Source organism: Streptomyces sp. NPDC006923 (genome assembly GCF_040635655.1).
Taxonomy (GTDB): Bacteria; Actinomycetota; Actinomycetes; order Streptomycetales; family Streptomycetaceae; genus Streptomyces.
The window spans coordinates 1-15,963 of sequence record NZ_JBEYIF010000009.1 but is presented as its reverse complement, the minus strand read 5'-3'; the positions used below and the strand labels follow the sequence as shown (position 1 = coordinate 15,963).

General features: G+C 72.0%; 14 protein-coding genes. 11 read left to right on the top strand and 3 right to left on the bottom strand.

The features are described 5' to 3' along the window. Positions 1 to 141 precede the first annotated feature (141 nt). The gene (locus ABZ707_RS19500) at positions 142 to 2,103 is read left to right on the top strand and encodes a hypothetical protein (RefSeq protein WP_360176067.1); all 1,962 of its coding nucleotides are present in this window, start codon (positions 142 to 144) and stop codon (positions 2,101 to 2,103) included. 40 nt (positions 2,104 to 2,143) lie between these two features. Here the strand turns inward: ABZ707_RS19500 and ABZ707_RS19495 are convergent, their stop codons facing one another. Further along, a complete protein-coding gene (locus ABZ707_RS19495) occupies positions 2,144 to 3,016 on the bottom strand; it encodes a hypothetical protein (RefSeq protein WP_360176064.1) in 873 nt (290 codons plus the stop codon). A gap of 40 nt (positions 3,017 to 3,056) precedes the next feature. Here ABZ707_RS19495 and ABZ707_RS19490 point away from each other — a divergent pair, with 40 nt between their 5' ends. The 4 genes from ABZ707_RS19490 (at position 3,057) to ilvD (ending at position 7,649) form a co-directional block, all read left to right on the top strand. Then, a complete protein-coding gene (locus ABZ707_RS19490; RefSeq protein WP_360176061.1) occupies positions 3,057 to 3,989 on the top strand; it encodes a Ppx/GppA phosphatase family protein in 933 nt (310 codons plus the stop codon). Between the two features lie 175 nt (positions 3,990 to 4,164). Further along, positions 4,165 to 5,079, top strand: coding sequence for a sugar phosphate isomerase/epimerase (locus ABZ707_RS19485; RefSeq protein ID WP_360176057.1), 915 nt, complete (start codon positions 4,165 to 4,167; stop codon positions 5,077 to 5,079). Between the two features lie 16 nt (positions 5,080 to 5,095). Beyond that, on the top strand, positions 5,096 to 5,707 hold the full coding sequence (locus ABZ707_RS19480; RefSeq protein WP_360176054.1) for a TetR family transcriptional regulator: 612 nt from the start codon (positions 5,096 to 5,098) through the stop codon (positions 5,705 to 5,707). A gap of 91 nt (positions 5,708 to 5,798) precedes the next feature. After that, on the top strand, positions 5,799 to 7,649 hold the full coding sequence (gene ilvD / locus ABZ707_RS19475; RefSeq protein ID WP_360176051.1) for a dihydroxy-acid dehydratase: 1,851 nt from the start codon (positions 5,799 to 5,801) through the stop codon (positions 7,647 to 7,649). Positions 7,650 to 7,715: 66 nt separating this feature from the next. On the opposite strand, the gene ABZ707_RS19470 is transcribed toward ilvD, so the two are convergent. Further along, complete coding sequence (locus ABZ707_RS19470; protein WP_360176771.1) at positions 7,716 to 9,878, bottom strand: serine/threonine-protein kinase; 2,163 nt, start codon at positions 9,876 to 9,878, stop codon at positions 7,716 to 7,718. A gap of 138 nt (positions 9,879 to 10,016) precedes the next feature. Between ABZ707_RS19470 and ABZ707_RS19465 the strand changes: the two genes are divergently transcribed. From ABZ707_RS19465 to proC, 6 genes are all read left to right on the top strand, one after another. After that, positions 10,017 to 10,331, top strand: a complete 315-nt coding sequence (locus ABZ707_RS19465; protein WP_360176048.1) for a peptidase — start codon at positions 10,017 to 10,019, stop codon at positions 10,329 to 10,331. A gap of 129 nt (positions 10,332 to 10,460) precedes the next feature. Beyond that, a complete protein-coding gene (locus ABZ707_RS19460) occupies positions 10,461 to 10,925 on the top strand; it encodes a hypothetical protein (protein WP_360176768.1) in 465 nt (154 codons plus the stop codon). Between the two features lie 85 nt (positions 10,926 to 11,010). Then, positions 11,011 to 11,775, top strand: coding sequence for a class I SAM-dependent methyltransferase (locus ABZ707_RS19455; protein ID WP_360176045.1), 765 nt, complete (start codon positions 11,011 to 11,013; stop codon positions 11,773 to 11,775). 75 nt (positions 11,776 to 11,850) lie between these two features. After that, the gene (locus tag ABZ707_RS19450) at positions 11,851 to 12,618 is read left to right on the top strand and encodes an ABC transporter ATP-binding protein (RefSeq protein ID WP_360176042.1); all 768 of its coding nucleotides are present in this window, start codon (positions 11,851 to 11,853) and stop codon (positions 12,616 to 12,618) included. After that, positions 12,615 to 13,370 (top strand): ABC transporter permease, encoded by a 756-nt coding sequence (locus tag ABZ707_RS19445; RefSeq protein WP_360176039.1) that lies wholly within the window; start codon positions 12,615 to 12,617, stop codon positions 13,368 to 13,370. The genes ABZ707_RS19450 and ABZ707_RS19445 overlap by 4 nt, the downstream gene beginning before the upstream one ends. Before the next feature lie 138 nt (positions 13,371 to 13,508). Next, complete coding sequence (proC, locus tag ABZ707_RS19440; protein WP_360176036.1) at positions 13,509 to 14,318, top strand: pyrroline-5-carboxylate reductase; 810 nt, start codon at positions 13,509 to 13,511, stop codon at positions 14,316 to 14,318. A gap of 48 nt (positions 14,319 to 14,366) precedes the next feature. Here proC and trpS read toward each other — a convergent pair whose 3' ends face one another. Continuing rightward, positions 14,367 to 15,365, bottom strand: a complete 999-nt coding sequence (gene trpS, locus ABZ707_RS19435) for a tryptophan--tRNA ligase (RefSeq protein WP_360176033.1) — start codon at positions 15,363 to 15,365, stop codon at positions 14,367 to 14,369. Between the last annotated feature and the right edge of the window lie 598 nt (positions 15,366 to 15,963).

Sequence of the window (15,963 nt, the reverse complement as noted above, 5' to 3'; positions counted from 1 at the left end):
CACGGCGGAGGCCACCCCCGGCCGATCAGGAGGCCGCCGCCGTGGTCGCGCGGGCGTGTGGCCCGGATGCGGGCGTTGAAACTCGCCCAAGGTCGCTCATCGTGTCCCCTTATGAGGGATAACTTCACCCGTAAGGATTAAATGTGCTCAAGGGGCGCGAAGGGCGTGGGCTGTCCTGTCTACCTTCGCCGGGTGACAAGCAGCAGTCCTGAGACCTCCGTGCACACCACCGGCGCACTCCGCGCTTCCCGTCGTGCGCCCCGTGCGGCGGCGCAGCGCCCTCCCGCGCGTTACGAGCCCTATCTGGACGGCCTGTTCACCTACTGCCTCTCCGTGCTGTGCGACCACGACGCGGCGACCGAGGTGCTCGGTGACGTCCTCGCCATCTCCGAGCGCCAGTACGGACGTTGTCCGTCGGAGGCCGGAGAGCGCAAGGCGTGGCTGTACGCGCTCGCGCGCTGGGCCTGCCTGCGCAGACTCACCGAGCTGCGCAGGGACCGCCAGGGGGCGCACGCGGGCCACCGGGAGCCGGGACCCGCGGCGAACACGGCGGCGCCGGAGGCCGCCGAGGGCCACCGGCGTGAACTCGCGCTGCTGGCCTGGCCCGAGGCCGCCGGTACGACCCCCGAGCAGCGCGAGGTGCTGGAGCTGGCCGTACGCCATCAGCTCGGGCCCGGTGAGGTCGCCGCCGTCCTGTCGATGGAGCTGCACTCGGCCCGTGAGCTGCTCGCCTCCGCCGCCTGCGAGGTGGAGCGCACCCGCGCCGCGCTGGCCGTGGTCGAGACCGGCGACTGCCCGTCCGTCGCCCGGCTCACCGGCGACAACCAGGTGCTGCTCTCCGCCGTCCTCCGGCGCGAACTGGTCCGGCACGTCGACGACTGCCCGCGCTGCCGCCGCGCCGCCGAGCGCGCCGAGGCGGCGGGGCCGTGGCCCGGGACACGGGCGGCCTCGGGCGGCGGGGCGGGCGCGGCGGCGCGCACCCCGGCCGCGTCGCCCGGCGGGGAGGCTTCCTCCGCTTCGGCGGCCTCCGCCGACCCGGGCGCCATGCCCGCGCCGTCCGCCGCGCGCACCCCGTCCGCCGTCCTGCCGCTTGTCCGGGCGCCGAGGGAGGCCGCCTACCGCGCGATGACCGGGGTCCGGCGGACGCGCGGCAGCGCCCCGCGCTTCGGCCGAAACGGTTTCCCCATGGATCCCAAGGACCGGGCGGCCCGCCGGAGCAGGATCCGGGCGCGGGCGGTGACCACCACCGTCGTGGCGACCGTCGTCGCCGCGCCCGTGCTCGCGCTCTGGGCGACCTACCGGGACACACCGCAGACGGGGGAGGGCCACGACGGCTCCTCGATCAGCGCGGGCGAGGCCGAGGGGCCGCATGCCCCGGGCGGGCGGCCGTTCGAGCGCTACGAGCGCTATGCCAACGCGGGCAACGCGCAGAACGGCCCCGGGGCGCGCTTCACCGAAGGCGGCGACACGCCCGATGTGCTGGTCGAGGTCATCAGCGACGGCACGCCCGTGCCGCCGGCCCGGCCGGGACAGCCCGCCGGGGGCCGGCTCACGGTCGAGGCCCGGCCGACCGGTGACACGACGCTGATCACGCTCCGGGCGTCCGGCGCGGCGCCGGTCTCCTGGTCCGCCGGGACCAGGGCGTCCTGGCTGTGGCTGAGCCGCACCCGCGGCACGCTCGCCCCCGGCGAATCCGTCACGATCCGTGTCGTTGTCGACCGAGGGCGCCAGCCGGCCGGGCCCTGGAGCGCGCGGATCGCGCTGCGCCCGTCGGGATCGGTGGTGCGGATCGACGGCTTCGGCCCCAGGCCGCCGCTCTCCGGCCGGCCGGGACACCCGGGCCGCCCGGGGCATCCCCATCCCGGCGGACCGACCCGTCCCGGCCCGCCGGATCCGGGCTCGTCCGGGCCCGGCCGTCCGACACCGTCGCATCCGGGCGGCCCCGGCCCCTCGGCCCCCGGCCAGGACCCCGGCGGCCCGGCCACCCCGGAGCCTGGCCCCTCGGAACCGGCCCCTCCGGACACCGGTCCCGTGGAACCCGTTCCGCCGGATGCGCCGCCGGACCCGCAGGACGTCCCCGGGACACCGCCGGCGGCGGTCTGACCGGTCGCGCGGGAAGGGGGCGGCGTACCACCCGGTCCGGTCAGACCCCTGCGGGGTCCGCCGGATGCGGGGCGACCAGCGGAAGCTCACTCGCCATCCGCCGCTCGCACAGCTCCGCCAGCCGTTCGTACCCCTTCGCGCCCATCAGTTCGGTCAGCTCCGGCCGGTAGGTGAGGTAGACCGGGTCGCCCGCGCCGTGCGCCGAGGTCGCGGAGGTGCACCACCAGTGCAGGTCGTGGCCGCCCGGCCCCCAGCCGCGGCGGTCGTACTCGCCGATCGACACCCGGAGCACACGCGTGTCGTCGGGCCGCTCGATCCAGTCGTAGGTACGCCGGACCGGAAGCTGCCAGCAGACGTCCGGCTTTGTCTCCAGGGGCTCACGCCCCTCCCGCAGCGCCAGGATGTGCAGCGAGCAGCCCGCGCCCGCCGCGAAGCCCGGACGGTTCTGGAAGATGCAGGAACCCTGCCAGCGGCGGGTCTGGCGCTCGCCGTCCTCGTCGGTCTGCGTCCAGCCGGTGGTGGTGCCCTCCTCATGGAACTCCCACAGCTCCGGAGTGAGCCGTGCCACATGTCCGGCGACCCGTTTCTCGTCGTCCTCGTCGGAGAAGTGCGCGCCCAGGGTGCAGCAGCCGTCCTCGGCGCGGCCCGCCTGGATGCCCTGGCAGCCACTGCCGAAGATGCAGGCCCACCGTGAGGTGAGCCAGGTCAGATCGCAGCGGAAGACCTGCTCGTCGTCGGCCGGGTCGGGGAATTCGACCCAGGCACGGGCGAAGTCCAGGCCCTTCTCGTCGGGTACACCTCGGGTCCGGGAGATGTCCGGGGCCCTGCCGCGGGCCTTGCGCGCCTCGCGCTGCTGGTCCTGCTTGTTCGGGCCATCGGCTTTGCCCGGCTTCGCCTTTTTCGTCTTTGGCACAGCTCCAGCGTATGCGCGCGGTCGCAGTAGCGTTCGGTCCATGAGACTCGGAGTCCTCGATGTCGGTTCGAACACGGTCCATCTGCTGGCCGTCGACGCCCACCGCGGCGCGCGTCCGCTGCCCGCGCATTCGCACAAGGCGGAGCTGCGACTCGCCGAACTCCTCGACATGGACGGCTCGATCGGCCCCGAGGGCGTCGACCGGCTGGTCTCAACGGTCGCCGACGCGCTCCAGGCCGCGGAGGACAAGGGCTGCGAGGACGTCCTCGCGTTCGCCACGTCCGCCGTGCGGGAGGCCGGCAATGTCGAGCAGGTCCTCGCGCGGGTCAAGAGCGAGACCGGGATCGGCCTGGAGGTCCTCACCGGCGAGCAGGAGGCCCGGCTCACTTTTCTCGCGGCCCGCCGCTGGTTCGGCTGGTCGGCCGGGAAACTCCTGGTCCTGGACATCGGTGGCGGCTCACTGGAGATCTCGTACGGACTCGACGAGGAGCCGGACGCCGCCGTGTCGCTGCCACTGGGCGCGGGCCGGCTGACGGCGGGCCGGCTGCCGGGCGACCCGCCCGACCCGGTCGACGTCAAGGCGCTGCGCCGCTATGTGCGGGCTCAGATCGCGCGTACCGTCGGGGAGTTCACGCGGTTCGGCAGGCCGGACCATGTGGTCGCGACGTCCAAGACCTTCAAGCAGCTCGCGCGGCTCGGCGGCGCCGCCCGCTCCGCCGAGGGCCTGTACGTACAGCGTGAGCTGAGCCGCGCCTCGCTGGAGGAGTGGGTGCCCAGGCTGGCCACCATGAACGCGGCCCGGCGCGCGGAACTTCCCGGTGTCTCCGAGGGCCGTTCCTCCCAGCTACTGGCGGGAGCGCTGGTCGCGGAGGCGGCGATGGACCTGTTCGGGGTGGAGGTGCTGGAGATCTGTCCCTGGGCGCTGCGCGAGGGGATCATCCTGCGCCGGCTCGACCAACTCCCGGCCACCTGAGGTCCCTCCGGCGTTCCCCGGAGCCGGGCGAGCCGCGTCCGGAGGGCGCGTCGTACGAGGGCCGGATGCCCACATGCCGCACATGTCCGGGCCATCCGGACGGCGCGGCGCCGGGTGATCCGAGCCGACGAAGATCCGCCGCACAGGTCCCGGGCGCGGCCCGTACCCTGTCCCCGTGGCAGAACCATTGACGCGCGTCCCGGATGCGAAGGTCGCCCTGTCGACGGCTTCGGTCTATCCGGAGTCCACGGCGACGGCTTTCGAGATCGCCGCTCGCCTGGGATACGACGGCGTCGAGGTCATGGTCTGGACCGATCCCGTCAGCCAGGACATCGAGGCGCTGCGCCGGCTCTCCGACTATCACGAGGTCCCGATACTCGCCGTGCACGCGCCATGTCTGCTGATCACACAGCGGGTGTGGTCGACGGACCCGTGGGTGAAGCTCCAGCGGGCGCGGGCGGCGGCCGAGCGGCTGGGCGCCTCGACCGTGGTCGTGCATCCGCCCTTCCGCTGGCAGCGGCAGTACGCGCGTGACTTCGTCAGCGGCATCTGGCGGATGGCGGGCGAGACGGATGTGCGCTTCGCCGTTGAGAACATGTACCCGTGGCGCTACCGGGACCGCGAGATGCTCGCGTACGCCCCCGACTGGGACGTCACCAAGGACGACTACCGGCACTTCACGGTCGATCTCTCGCACACCGCGACCGCCCGCGCCGACGCCATGGCCATGATCGACCGGATGGGCGACCGGCTGGGGCATGTCCATCTCGCGGACGGCAGGGGATCGGCGAAGGACGAGCACCTGGTGCCTGGCCGGGGCACCCAGCCGTGTGCCGAGCTGCTGGAGGGGCTGGCGGGCAGCGGGTTCGACGGCCATGTCGTGATCGAGGTCAACACCCGGCGCGCGATGTCCGCGGCCGAGCGTGAGGCGGATCTCGCGGAGGCGCTGGCCTTCGCCCGGCTGCACCTCGCCTCCGCGGGGACCGCGCCCCGCACCGCGCCGGCGGGCCGGGTGTCACCCGTCTCCGGTGCCTCTTCCGGCTCCTCGGCGGGCCCCGGAGCCGACCCGTCGGGCGCGCGGCCGTCATGACCACCGCGGCGCACCGATGACAAGTCCGGCCCCGCGCCGCCGCGGCCGGCCCGCCCGCGGGGACACGGGCACGGGTCCGGGCGCCCGGGAGAAGATCCTGGCGTCGGCCCGTACGGAATTCGCCGAGCGGGGCTACGACAAGGCGTCCGTCCGGGGCATCGCCAAGGCCGCGGGTGTCGATCCCGCGCTGGTCCACCACTACTTCGGTACGAAGGACGAGGTCTTCGCGGCCGCCATCGAGGTCTCCTTCGAACCGGCCCTGGTGGCGCCCGCGCTGCTGGCCGGTGATCCGGACGGTGTCGGCGAGCGCCTCGCCCGGTACTTCATCGGTGTCTGGGAGAACCCGGCGACCAGGGCCCCGCTCCTGGCGGTGATCCGTTCCGCGCTGACCCATGAGGCGGCGGCGAAGGTGCTGCGGGTGTTTGTGCTGCGGCGGCTGCTGGCGCGGATCGCGGAGGACCTCGACGTACCGGATCCGACGTTCCGCGCGGAGCTGGCCGCCTCACACATGATCGGGATCGCGTTCCTGCGCTATGTGATCAAGGCGGAGCCGCTGGCCTCCGCGGACACCGAGGAGATCATCACCATCGTCGCGCCGACGCTCCAGCGCTACCTGACCGAAAGCTGAACGCCTGTCCCGTATGCCGGACGTAGTGTCCAGATCTTGGAGGCGGGGCGTACGCTCGAAGAAGTCATTTCTGCTGAAGGAGCGAGCGACGATGCCCGAGCTGAGGTCCCGCACTGTCACCCACGGCCGCAATATGGCGGGCGCGCGCGCCCTGATGCGGGCATCGGGCGTAGCGAGCGAGGACATCGGCAAGCCGATCGTCGCGGTGGCCAACTCGTTCACCGAGTTCGTGCCCGGCCACACCCATCTCGCGCCGGTCGGCCGGATCGTCTCCGAGGCGATCAAGGCGGCGGGCGCCGTGCCGCGCGAGTTCAACACCATCGCCGTCGACGACGGCATCGCGATGGGCCACGGCGGGATGCTCTACTCCCTGCCGTCCCGCGACCTGATCGCCGACTCCGTGGAGTACATGGTCGAGGCGCACTGCGCGGACGCCCTGATCTGCATCTCCAACTGCGACAAGATCACGCCCGGCATGCTGATGGCCGCGCTGCGCCTGAACATCCCCACGGTCTTCGTCTCCGGCGGCCCGATGGAGGCCGGGAAGGCGACGCTCGTGGACGGCACGGTCCGCAAGCTCGACCTGATCAACGCGATCTCGGACGCGGTCAACGAGAACGTCTCGGACGAGGACATCCTCCGGATCGAGGAGAACGCCTGTCCGACCTGCGGCTCCTGTTCCGGCATGTTCACGGCCAACTCGATGAACTGCCTGACCGAGGCGATGGGCCTCTCGCTGCCGGGCAACGGCTCGGTGCTCGCCACGCACACCGCCCGCAGGGCGCTGTACGAGAACGCCGGCCGCACGGTCGTCGAGATCACCAAGCGCCACTACGAGCAGGACGACCACTCGGTCCTGCCGCGTGCCATCGCCACCCGCGCGGCCTTCGACAACGCCATGGCGCTCGACATCGCCATGGGCGGTTCCACCAACACCATCCTGCATCTGCTCGCCGCGGCCCAGGAGGCCGAGCTGGACTACGGCCTCGGCGACATCGACGCCGTCTCGCGCCGGGTGCCCTGCCTGGCGAAGGTCGCGCCGAACGTCGCGCCCGGCGGGACGTACTACATGGAGGACGTCCACCGGGCCGGCGGCATCCCCGCGATCCTCGGCGAGCTGTACCGCGGCGGTCTGCTCAACGAGGACGTGCACACCGTCCACTCGCCGAGCATCAAGGACTGGCTGGAGACCTGGGACGTGCGCGGCGGCTCACCGTCCGAGGAGGCCGTCGAGCTGTGGCACGCGGCGCCGGGCTGTGTCCGCTCCGCCGAGGCCTTCTCCCAGTCCGAGAGGTGGGACACCCTCGACACCGACGCCGCGGGCGGCTGCATCCGCGATGTGGCGCACGCCTACTCCAAGGACGGCGGCCTGGCGGTGCTCAAGGGCAATCTCGCCGTCGACGGCTGTGTGGTGAAGACGGCCGGTGTCGACGAGTCGATCTGGACCTTCGAGGGCCCGGCCGTCGTCTGCGAGTCGCAGGAGGAGGCCGTCGACAAGATCCTCCGCAAGGAGATCACCGAGGGCGATGTCGTCGTCATCCGCTACGAGGGCCCGCGCGGCGGCCCCGGTATGCAGGAGATGCTCTACCCCACCTCCTTCCTGAAGGGCCGGGGCCTCGGCAAGTCCTGCGCGCTGGTCACGGACGGCCGCTTCTCCGGTGGCACTTCGGGCCTCTCGATCGGCCACGCCTCGCCGGAGGCGGCCTCGGGCGGCACGATCGCGCTGGTCCGCGACGGTGACCGGATCCGGATCGACATCCCGGACCGTGCGATCGAACTCCTCGTCCCCGACGACGAACTGGCGGCCCGTCGCGAAGCCCTGAACGGCACCTACGCCCCCGCCGACCGCGACCGCAAGGTCTCGGCGGCGCTGCGCGCGTACGCGGCGATGGCGACGAGCGCCGACAAGGGCGCGGTCCGGGACGTCACGCGCCTGGGCTGACCTCCGCGTCCCGTAGCGCCCCGGACCCGTCGAGGGATCCGGGGCGCGCGGCTGTCCGGCCCGCGCTCACCAGCGCGCGGGGTCCCGGCTGTCGACGGCGAACACGGATCCGTCGGGCGCGGTGGCGAAGACCCTGCCGGGGGCGGTCACGGGCGCGGGCAGGGACCCGGTGAACGTGTAACGGCCGTCGTCCATCCGGGGCTTCGTCTGTCCCAGCAGTACGCCGTGCTCGGCGTCCACGGCGAGCAGACGTCCGTCCCCCGCGCTCAGATAGAGGCGCTTGCCCTCGGCCGCCGGGCGCGACGACCGGGTGACCGACGTCTCCAGCCGCCAGAGCTGGGCCGATCCCGCCGGCGCGGTCTCGCGCATGTCGACGGCGAGAAGCGACCCCGTGTATCCGACGACATACACCGTGTCGCCGGCCACGGCGGCCTGGGCCTGGTCGACCGGCACCGGCAGGGGGACACGCCGTACGGCCCGGCTCGACGTGTCGAGACGTACCACCGCGTCGGTCAGATCAGCGGTGCCGGTGGAGAGCAGGAACAGCGCCCCGCGCGAGGCGCCCGCCGGGGTCAGGGTGCCGACCAGTCGCCGCTTCCACCACACGGCTCCGCTCGCCGGGTCGATGGAACTCACCTCGGTGGCTGTGCCGTCCGGCGACGGCGTCACGGCGAACAGCGGGGCACCCGCGCCGCCGGCCACCGCCCAGAGGGAGCCCGTCCCGCCCCGCCGCCCCGTCCAGCGTTCGGCCCCCGTCGAACTGTCCAGGGATCGCACCAGCCCGTCGTAGCTGACGAGCAGCACCGAATCCGTGGTGTGGCGGACAGCGGCGTACGAGGAGATGTCCACGTCCCAGCGCGTGGCGCCCGAGACGGGGTCGAGTGCCTCCAGCCGGGCCTCGCCGGGTACGACGACATGCAGCAGCCCTCCGGAGAGGACCGGCGTGGCGCTTTCGGCGGCGTCCGCCACGGCGCGGCCGTCCTTCACCGACCATTCGACGCGGCCGTCCACCGGATCGATCCTGGCGGCCTTGACGCCCGGAGCCGTGCAGTAGACGCCCTGCCCGCCGGCCGAGCAGGCGGGCATCCTGTTCTCACCCCTGCCGGTGGCCAGGCCGAGGTGCCAGGGACGAAACGCCTGGCTGGTCGAGGCCGTGTGCGGTCCCTTGGGCACGCCGGCGCTCCCGCCGTCCCCCGTGGCGCGTACACCGGCGAAGCCGCCCAGGGCCAGCGCCGCCACCACCGCACCGATCACCGTCCGGCGGGCGGGCCGGCGACGGCCGGTCAGGACCGTCCTCCAGGGCCGTTCACCGCGAGGGCGAGCGGCTCCGGGGTGGGTGGCGGGAGTCTTTCCGGCTGTGGGGCCCGGCCCGCGCTGCGCCGTGACCAGGGCCGTCGTCCCCCGGCGTGACGGACGCAGCGCGGCCATCAACTCGTCAGGAGTCGGCCGGTCCACCGGATTCTTCGCCAGACACCGTGAGACCAGGGGGACGAGATCCTCGGGCACACCGGCCAAGTCCGGCTCGTCGTGCACGACTTGATAGGCGACGATATAGGGGCTGTCCGAGTCGAAGGGGCCTCGTCCGGTCGCCGCGTGGACAAGCAACGCGCCCAGGGCGAACACATCGGCCGCGGGCCCGACTTCGCGGGGCCGCTGGAACTGCTCCGGTGCCATGAACGGCGGGGTGCCGATCAGTTTGCCCGTCTCGGTGCGCAGATCACTGTCCGCCGGACGGGAGATACCGAAGTCGATGACCTTGGGGCCGTCCGCCGCCAACAGGACATTGCTGGGCTTGAGATCGCGGTGCACCACGCCGGCGCGGTGGATGTCCCGCAGCCCCTCGGCCAGCCCGGCCCCGAGTCCGATCAGTTCGCCGGGCGTCAGCGGGCCGTTCCGCTTCACGCGCTCGGACAGGGTGGGACCGTCGATGAACAGCGTGGCCATCCAGGGCCGTTCCGCCTCCGGATCGGCGTCCACGACCGGCGCGGTGAACGCCCCGCTCACCCGGCGAGCGGCTGCGATCTCCTGCCTGAAACGGGCCCTGAACTCGGGATCCGAGGCGTGATGGGCATGAATGACCTTGATGGCCAGGCGCAACCCCGAGGCGGACGTGGCCAGATGGACCACGCCCATTCCGCCCGAACCCAGGTCAGACTCGAGCAGATAGCGACCGGCGTATTCCGGACACTCCGCTTCCGGAGCCTGACCGGTATTGCGCAGTGGTGGCACCGCCCACCCCCGTGTATTCGTGCGCAAGCGCGACGCACGGAGCCTAGTCGATGATGCGTGCGATCCAGCCACCGCTTGCTAGCCTGCGCGGCGTGCGCGCCTTCAGCAGAGCGCGCACCTTCACTGGGGGAGGAACGAATGTCGGTCGAAGAAGTCGAGAGCACCACGGGGGATGTGGCGGAGCCGGCTGTCGAGACGCTGGCGGCCACGCGCTACCCGGTCGCGCCGGGCTATCGCGTGAACGTCCGCAGCGGTCCCGGCACGAACTACCAGCTCGTCAGGGTGCTGGCGTACGACGCGAGCGTCCCGGTCAACTGCCAGAAGCCGGGGGAGTGGGTCTCAGGTCCGTACGGGACCTCCAACCTCTGGGACAACATCGCCAACGGGCAGTACGTCTCGGACGCCTATGTGCACACCGGCAGTGATGGCTACATCGCTGTGCGCTGCTCCTGACCCGTCGGCGATCCGCCAGGGATAATCGACCCCGTGAGCGAGCATCCCGAGCAGAACGAGCAGTCCGACGCCGCCGCGGCCACGGCCGCCGAGAGCGGTCGTGGCCGCGGCGGCCCGGAGCCCGAGCCGATCCGTTTCTTCGGTACGACCTGGGTCGCGCACGACGGCGGCTACGGGCTCCGGCGGGTCGGGGCCGCCCTCGGCTCGCTGGCCGCCGCCCTCGCCTCCTGCCTCGTGCTCCGCTTCGCGTACGAGGGGCTGGAGACCGCGGAGGTGGGCTCCTTCGTCGATGTGCTGGTCGTGGTGATGTTCGCGGTGTGCAGTGCCATCGCGTTCCGCAGGACGTGGGAGGGCTTCGTGCGCCGGCCGGCCGATCCCGGTCGTGAGGAGTCCCTGCGCACTCTCAAGATGATCGGATTCATAGGCTCGCTGATCGCGTACTTCCTGCGCTCGTTCGCCGAGGCCCCCGGGGAGGGGCTGCGCCGCGGCGAGTACGAGACGGCCGTCACCCAGTACGAGCGCCGCAGGACCGCCCGCGCGGGCAACCCCGCAGCCCGGCGCGGAGGCAGGGGCAGGAAGCCCAAGCGCGGCTGAGAAGAGGCCCGCGCGCGCCGCCTCGGACAGCGGCGCCTCGGGCGCGGCGCACCCGGCCGCCCCTCGTCCGGTCTCCGGGGTCAGGATGAGAGGTATGACGAATCGTGCCCTCTCCTTCGACGCCGTCGCCGACCAGTACGACACCGCCCGCCCCGGCTATCCGCCCGCTCTCTTCGACGCCGTCGAGGAACTGACCGGCCGCGCCCTCGAAGGCTCCCGTGTCGTCGATGTCGGCGCCGGTACCGGTATCGCCACCCGGCTGCTGCGTGAGCGCGGCGCCCGTGTCACCGCCGTCGAACCGGGGCCCGGTATGGCGGACCGGCTGCGTCGCTCACTCCCCGGCGTGCCGCTCGTCCGGGGCCTCGGAGACGCCCTCCCGCTGGCCGACGGCAGCGCGGACCTGATCACCTATGCCCAGGCGTGGCACTGGACCGACCCGCGCCGCTCGGTCCCCGAGGCCCTGCGGGTGCTCGGGCCCGGCGGCGCGCTGGCCCTCTGGTGGAACGTCTCGGACGGCGGCGTGCCCTGGATCGCGGCCCAGGACGAACGCCTGCGCCGCCAGGTCGGCGACGGCGCCCACAGCGCCCCCGGCCGGGGCCGGAACCTCCCGCCCGAACTGGCCCCCAGGGAGCGCCGGGTGCCCTGGAGCCGCCGTGTCCCGCTCGACCTCCACCTCGCCAATCTCGCCAGCCACTCGGTCTTCCGGGTGCTCGGCGAGGAGGCCACGGCCTCTTTCCTGGAGCGGGAGCGCGCCGAACTGCTCGCGCTCTTCCCGGACGGGACAGTGGAAGAGGCGTACGCCGTGGAGCTCACCGTCGTGCTCCGCGCGCCCAGCACGCCCGCCCCGTGAATCCCTCTCATATCCCCTTCCCCCTATGGCCGGACGCCCTTGACGGGGGTGCTCCGGGCCCACATTATTCATCACATGATGAATTACTCGGGGGCCGCCGTCCGCGCCCACGGCCTCACCGTCCTGCGCGGTGACCGCACCGTGCTGCGGGGCCTCGACTTCGCCGTGCCGCCGGGCCGGATCACCGGCCTTCTGGGGCCTTCCGGCTGCGGCAAGTCGACCCTGATGCGGACCGTGGTGGGCACCCAGGCCAAGGTCACCGGCTCGCTCGACGTACTCGGCCGGCCCGCCGGCGACGCCGCGCTGCGCGCCCGGATCGGCTATGTGACCCAAGCCCCCTCCGTCTATGACGATCTGACTGTCCATCAGAATCTCGACTACTTCGCCGCCGTGCTCGACCCGGGCCGGTCCCGCCGCGACGCCCGCCGGGAAACGGTCAGCCGCGCCATCGAGGATGTCGGCCTCGCCTCCCACACCGACTCGCTGGCGGGCCGGCTCTCCGGCGGCCAGCGCAGCCGCGTCTCCCTCGCCGTGGCCCTGCTCGGGACACCCGAACTCCTCGTCCTCGACGAGCCGACCGTCGGCCTCGACCCCGTCCTGCGCCGGGACCTGTGGGACCTCTTCCACCGCCTCGCCGCCGACCGAGCGGTGACGATCCTTGTCTCCTCGCACGTCATGGACGAAGCCGAGCGCTGCCACCGGCTCCTCCTCATGCGCGAGGGCGCGATCCTCGCCGACGACACCCCGGACGCCCTCCGTGCCCGTACCGGCGCGGACACCGTCGAAGCGGCCTTCCTGCATCTGATCGACCAGGCCGACGCACTCCAGGAGAGCGCCCGATGACCACCGCGACCACGGCCTCCGCCGCCCGGACCCTGGCCACCACCGCCCGCGTACTGCGCCAGCTCCGCCACGACCCCCGCTCCGTCGCGCTGATGATCTTCGTGCCCTGCGTCATGCTCTTCCTGCTCCGGTACGTCTTCGACGGCAGCCCGCGCGCCTTCGACTCCATCGGGGCGTCACTGCTCGGCATCTTCCCGCTGATCACGATGTTCCTGGTGACCTCGATCGCCACCCTGCGCGAACGCACCTCCGGCACCCTGGAACGCCTTCTCGCCATGCCGCTGGGCAAGACCGACCTGATCGCCGGCTACGCCCTCGCCTTCGGACTGCTCGCCGTCGTCCAGTCCGCGCTCGCCACGGGGCTCGCGCTCTGGGCCCTCGGCCTGGATGTGGCCGGATCCCCCTGGCTCCTTCTGCTGGTCGCGCTTCTCGACGCGCTGCTCGGCACCGCGCTCGGCCTGTTCGTCTCGGCCTTCGCGGCATCCGAATTCCAGGCGGTGCAGTTCATGCCGGCCGTGATCTTCCCCCAGCTCCTGCTCTGCGGGCTGTTCACACCGCGCCCGAACATGCAGCCCGTCCTGGAGACGCTCTCCACCCTCCTGCCCATGTCGTACGCCGTCGACGGGATGAACGAAGTCCTGACCCACCCCGACATCACGGCCGGCTTCGTCCGCGACGCGCTGATCGTCGCCGGCTGCGCCCTCCTTGTCCTCGGCCTGGGTGCCGCGACCCTGCGCCGCCGCACCGCGTAGGGCGGCGCCGCGGGTACGCACGGCCAGGGACGGTGCGCCGTACCGCCCCTCGGACACCTCACGTCCGCCGACCGCCCCCGGTGCGAGGATGGGTTGCGTACGGCAGCCGCACCACCCCACCGGCGAGGTGACCACGAAATGGCCCAGACAGTCGCAGTCCTCGGCACCGGCAAGATCGGCGAGGCCCTGCTCAGCGGCATGATGCGGGCCGGCTGGCGCCCCGGGGACCTGCTGGCCACCACGCGCCGCGACGACCGGGCGAAAGAGCTCCGCGACCGCTACGGCGTCGAAACCGTCACCAACGCCGACGCCGCCAAGCGCGCCGACATCCTCATCCTCGCCGTCAAGCCGCAGGACATGGGCAAGCTCCTTGAAGAACTCGCGCCCCACATCACCAGCAGCCGCCTGATCATCAGCGCCGCCGCCGGTATCACCACCGCGTTCATCGAGGAACGCCTGGCCGCCGGCACCCCCGTCGTACGCGTCATGCCCAACACCCCCGTTCTTGTCGACGAGGGCATGTCCGTCATCTCGGCCGGCAGCCACGCCCTGGCCGTACATCTCGCCCACGCCGAGCAGATCTTCGGCGGCGTGGGCAAGACCCTCCGCGTCCCCGAGTCCCAGCAGGACGCGGCCACCGCGCTCTCCGGATCGGGCCCGGCGTACTTCTACTTCCTCGTCGAGGCGATGACCGACGCCGGCATCCTCCTCGGCCTGCCCCGGGCACAGGCCGCCGATCTGATCGTCCAGGCCGCCATCGGCGCGGCCGTGATGCTGCGCGACAGCGGCGAACACCCCGTGAAGCTCCGCGAGGCCGTGACCTCCCCGGCCGGCACCACCATCAGCGCCATCAGGGAGCTGGAGAACCACGGGGTACGAGCCGCACTGATCGCGGCCATCGAAGCGGCCCGCGACCGCAGCCGCGCCCTGGCCTCCGGAAACGGCTGACCCGTAAGCGGGCCCGCCGCCCCCTTTGTCAGACAGGGCGCGGGCGGCTCAGCCGGCCGGCAGCAGCCCCATCGCCCGATAGGCCGCGTCCACCACCGGGCGGGCCATGGCCCTGGCCCGCTCAGCACCTTCCTTCAGCACTCCGTCGACATAACTGGGGTCCGCGGCCAGGGCCGCGTGCCGCTCCCGCAACGGCCGGAGCAGCTCGACCACGGCCTCCGCGGTGTCCTTCTTCAGCGCGCCGTAAGAGTCATACGCACCGGCCAGCTCGTCCGGGTTCCCGTTCTCGCACGCCGCGAGAATCTCCAGCAGATTCGCCACGCCCGGCTTGGCCTTCCGGTCGTACTCGACCTCTCGCCCGCTGTCGGTGACGGCCCGCATGATCTTCTTCCGCACCACATCGGCGTCGTCGAGCAGGTAGACGATGCCGGCACCCGACTCGTGCGACTTCCCCATCTTCGACATCGGATCCTGGAGATCCATGACGCGAGCCGCCACCGCCGGCCGGGTGGCCCTCGGAACGGCGAACGTGTGCCCGTAGCGCTGGTTGAACCGCACCGCGAGATCCCTGGTGAGCTCCACATGCTGGGTCTGGTCCTCACCGACCGGCACCTCATCGGCGCGATAGGCCAGGATGTCCGCGGCCATCAGCACCGGGTACGAGAGCAGCGAGAAGCGCACGCTCTGGCCCGACGCCTGTGCCCGCGCGCTCTTCTCCCGGTACTGGATCATGCGCCGCAGCTCGCCGTCCGTGGCCGTGCACTCCAGCAGATACGAGAGCCGCGCGTGCTCATCCACATGGCTCTGCACGAATACGGTGCAGAGGTCCGGATCGAGTCCGGCCGCCAGCATCAGCGTGGCGGCCTGCCGGCTGAGTCTGCGCACCCGGGCCGGATCGTGCTCGACGGTCAGGGCGTGCAGATCCACCACGCTGAACAGCGCGTCGGCCCGGTGCTGATCGACATCGACCCACCCCCGTACGGCCCCGAGGTAGTTGCCCAGGGTCAGATGCCCCGTCGGCTTGATCCCGCTGAAGATCCGCGTCATCTCTTCTCGCCCTCCTGATGGGAGCCGCCGCCTCCTGCGGCCGGGCTCCTCGGGGGAGAAACGCGAACGGCCGCCGAAGCGGCGGCCGTGAAGTGCATGCGTGTCTGGCGGCCGCCGTCAGGCGGCCCACCACTGAAGGATGCACGCATGCGTTGTCATGAGCCCAGGCTAGCCGGTGTTCCCCCGAGTTGACACGCCAAACACAGATCCGTAATGTTCTCCGAGCTGTCCGACGTGAGCACCGGCTCAGGCCGGTCCCCGGACAGCCATTCCGCAGGACACACGACAAGCAGGCGGCCGTTGGTCGCATTGTTTTACATGTGCTTTTGCGAAATGAGGAATCAGAGTCCGAAGGGACAGGGCCCCGATTAGCGTCGGAGCCGGAGATTCCGCTAAAGTCTCACTCGTCGGAACGGCCCGAGTGGCCGGGAAGACAGGCCCGCTGACTGGGAATCAGGTCCGAAAGGATCTGGTAGAGTCGGAATCGCTGGAAAGGGAAACGTGAAAGCGGGAACCGGGAAGGCGGCCCCGCCGGCCGGGGAAATCGGATACGAAAGCATCTGATAGAGTCGGGAACACGAAGTACAGAATGAAATGA

Excerpts from the sequence above, each read along its gene's own strand:
- trpS (WP_360176033.1), bottom strand. The coding sequence starts at position 15,365 with ATGACGCGGATCTTCAGCGGGATCAAGCCGACGGGGCATCTGACCCTG.
- ABZ707_RS19500 (WP_360176067.1), top strand. The coding sequence starts at position 142 with ATGTGCTCAAGGGGCGCGAAGGGCGTGGGCTGTCCTGTCTACCTTCGC.
- ilvD (WP_360176051.1), top strand. The coding sequence starts at position 5,799 with ATGCCCGAGCTGAGGTCCCGCACTGTCACCCACGGCCGCAATATGGCG.
- ABZ707_RS19465 (WP_360176048.1), top strand. The coding sequence starts at position 10,017 with ATGTCGGTCGAAGAAGTCGAGAGCACCACGGGGGATGTGGCGGAGCCG.
- ABZ707_RS19445 (WP_360176039.1), top strand. The coding sequence starts at position 12,615 with ATGACCACCGCGACCACGGCCTCCGCCGCCCGGACCCTGGCCACCACC.
- ABZ707_RS19490 (WP_360176061.1), top strand. The coding sequence starts at position 3,057 with ATGAGACTCGGAGTCCTCGATGTCGGTTCGAACACGGTCCATCTGCTG.
- ABZ707_RS19450 (WP_360176042.1), top strand. The coding sequence starts at position 11,851 with ATGATGAATTACTCGGGGGCCGCCGTCCGCGCCCACGGCCTCACCGTC.
- ABZ707_RS19455 (WP_360176045.1), top strand. The coding sequence starts at position 11,011 with ATGAGAGGTATGACGAATCGTGCCCTCTCCTTCGACGCCGTCGCCGAC.
- ABZ707_RS19480 (WP_360176054.1), top strand. The coding sequence starts at position 5,096 with ATGACAAGTCCGGCCCCGCGCCGCCGCGGCCGGCCCGCCCGCGGGGAC.
- proC (WP_360176036.1), top strand. The coding sequence starts at position 13,509 with ATGGCCCAGACAGTCGCAGTCCTCGGCACCGGCAAGATCGGCGAGGCC.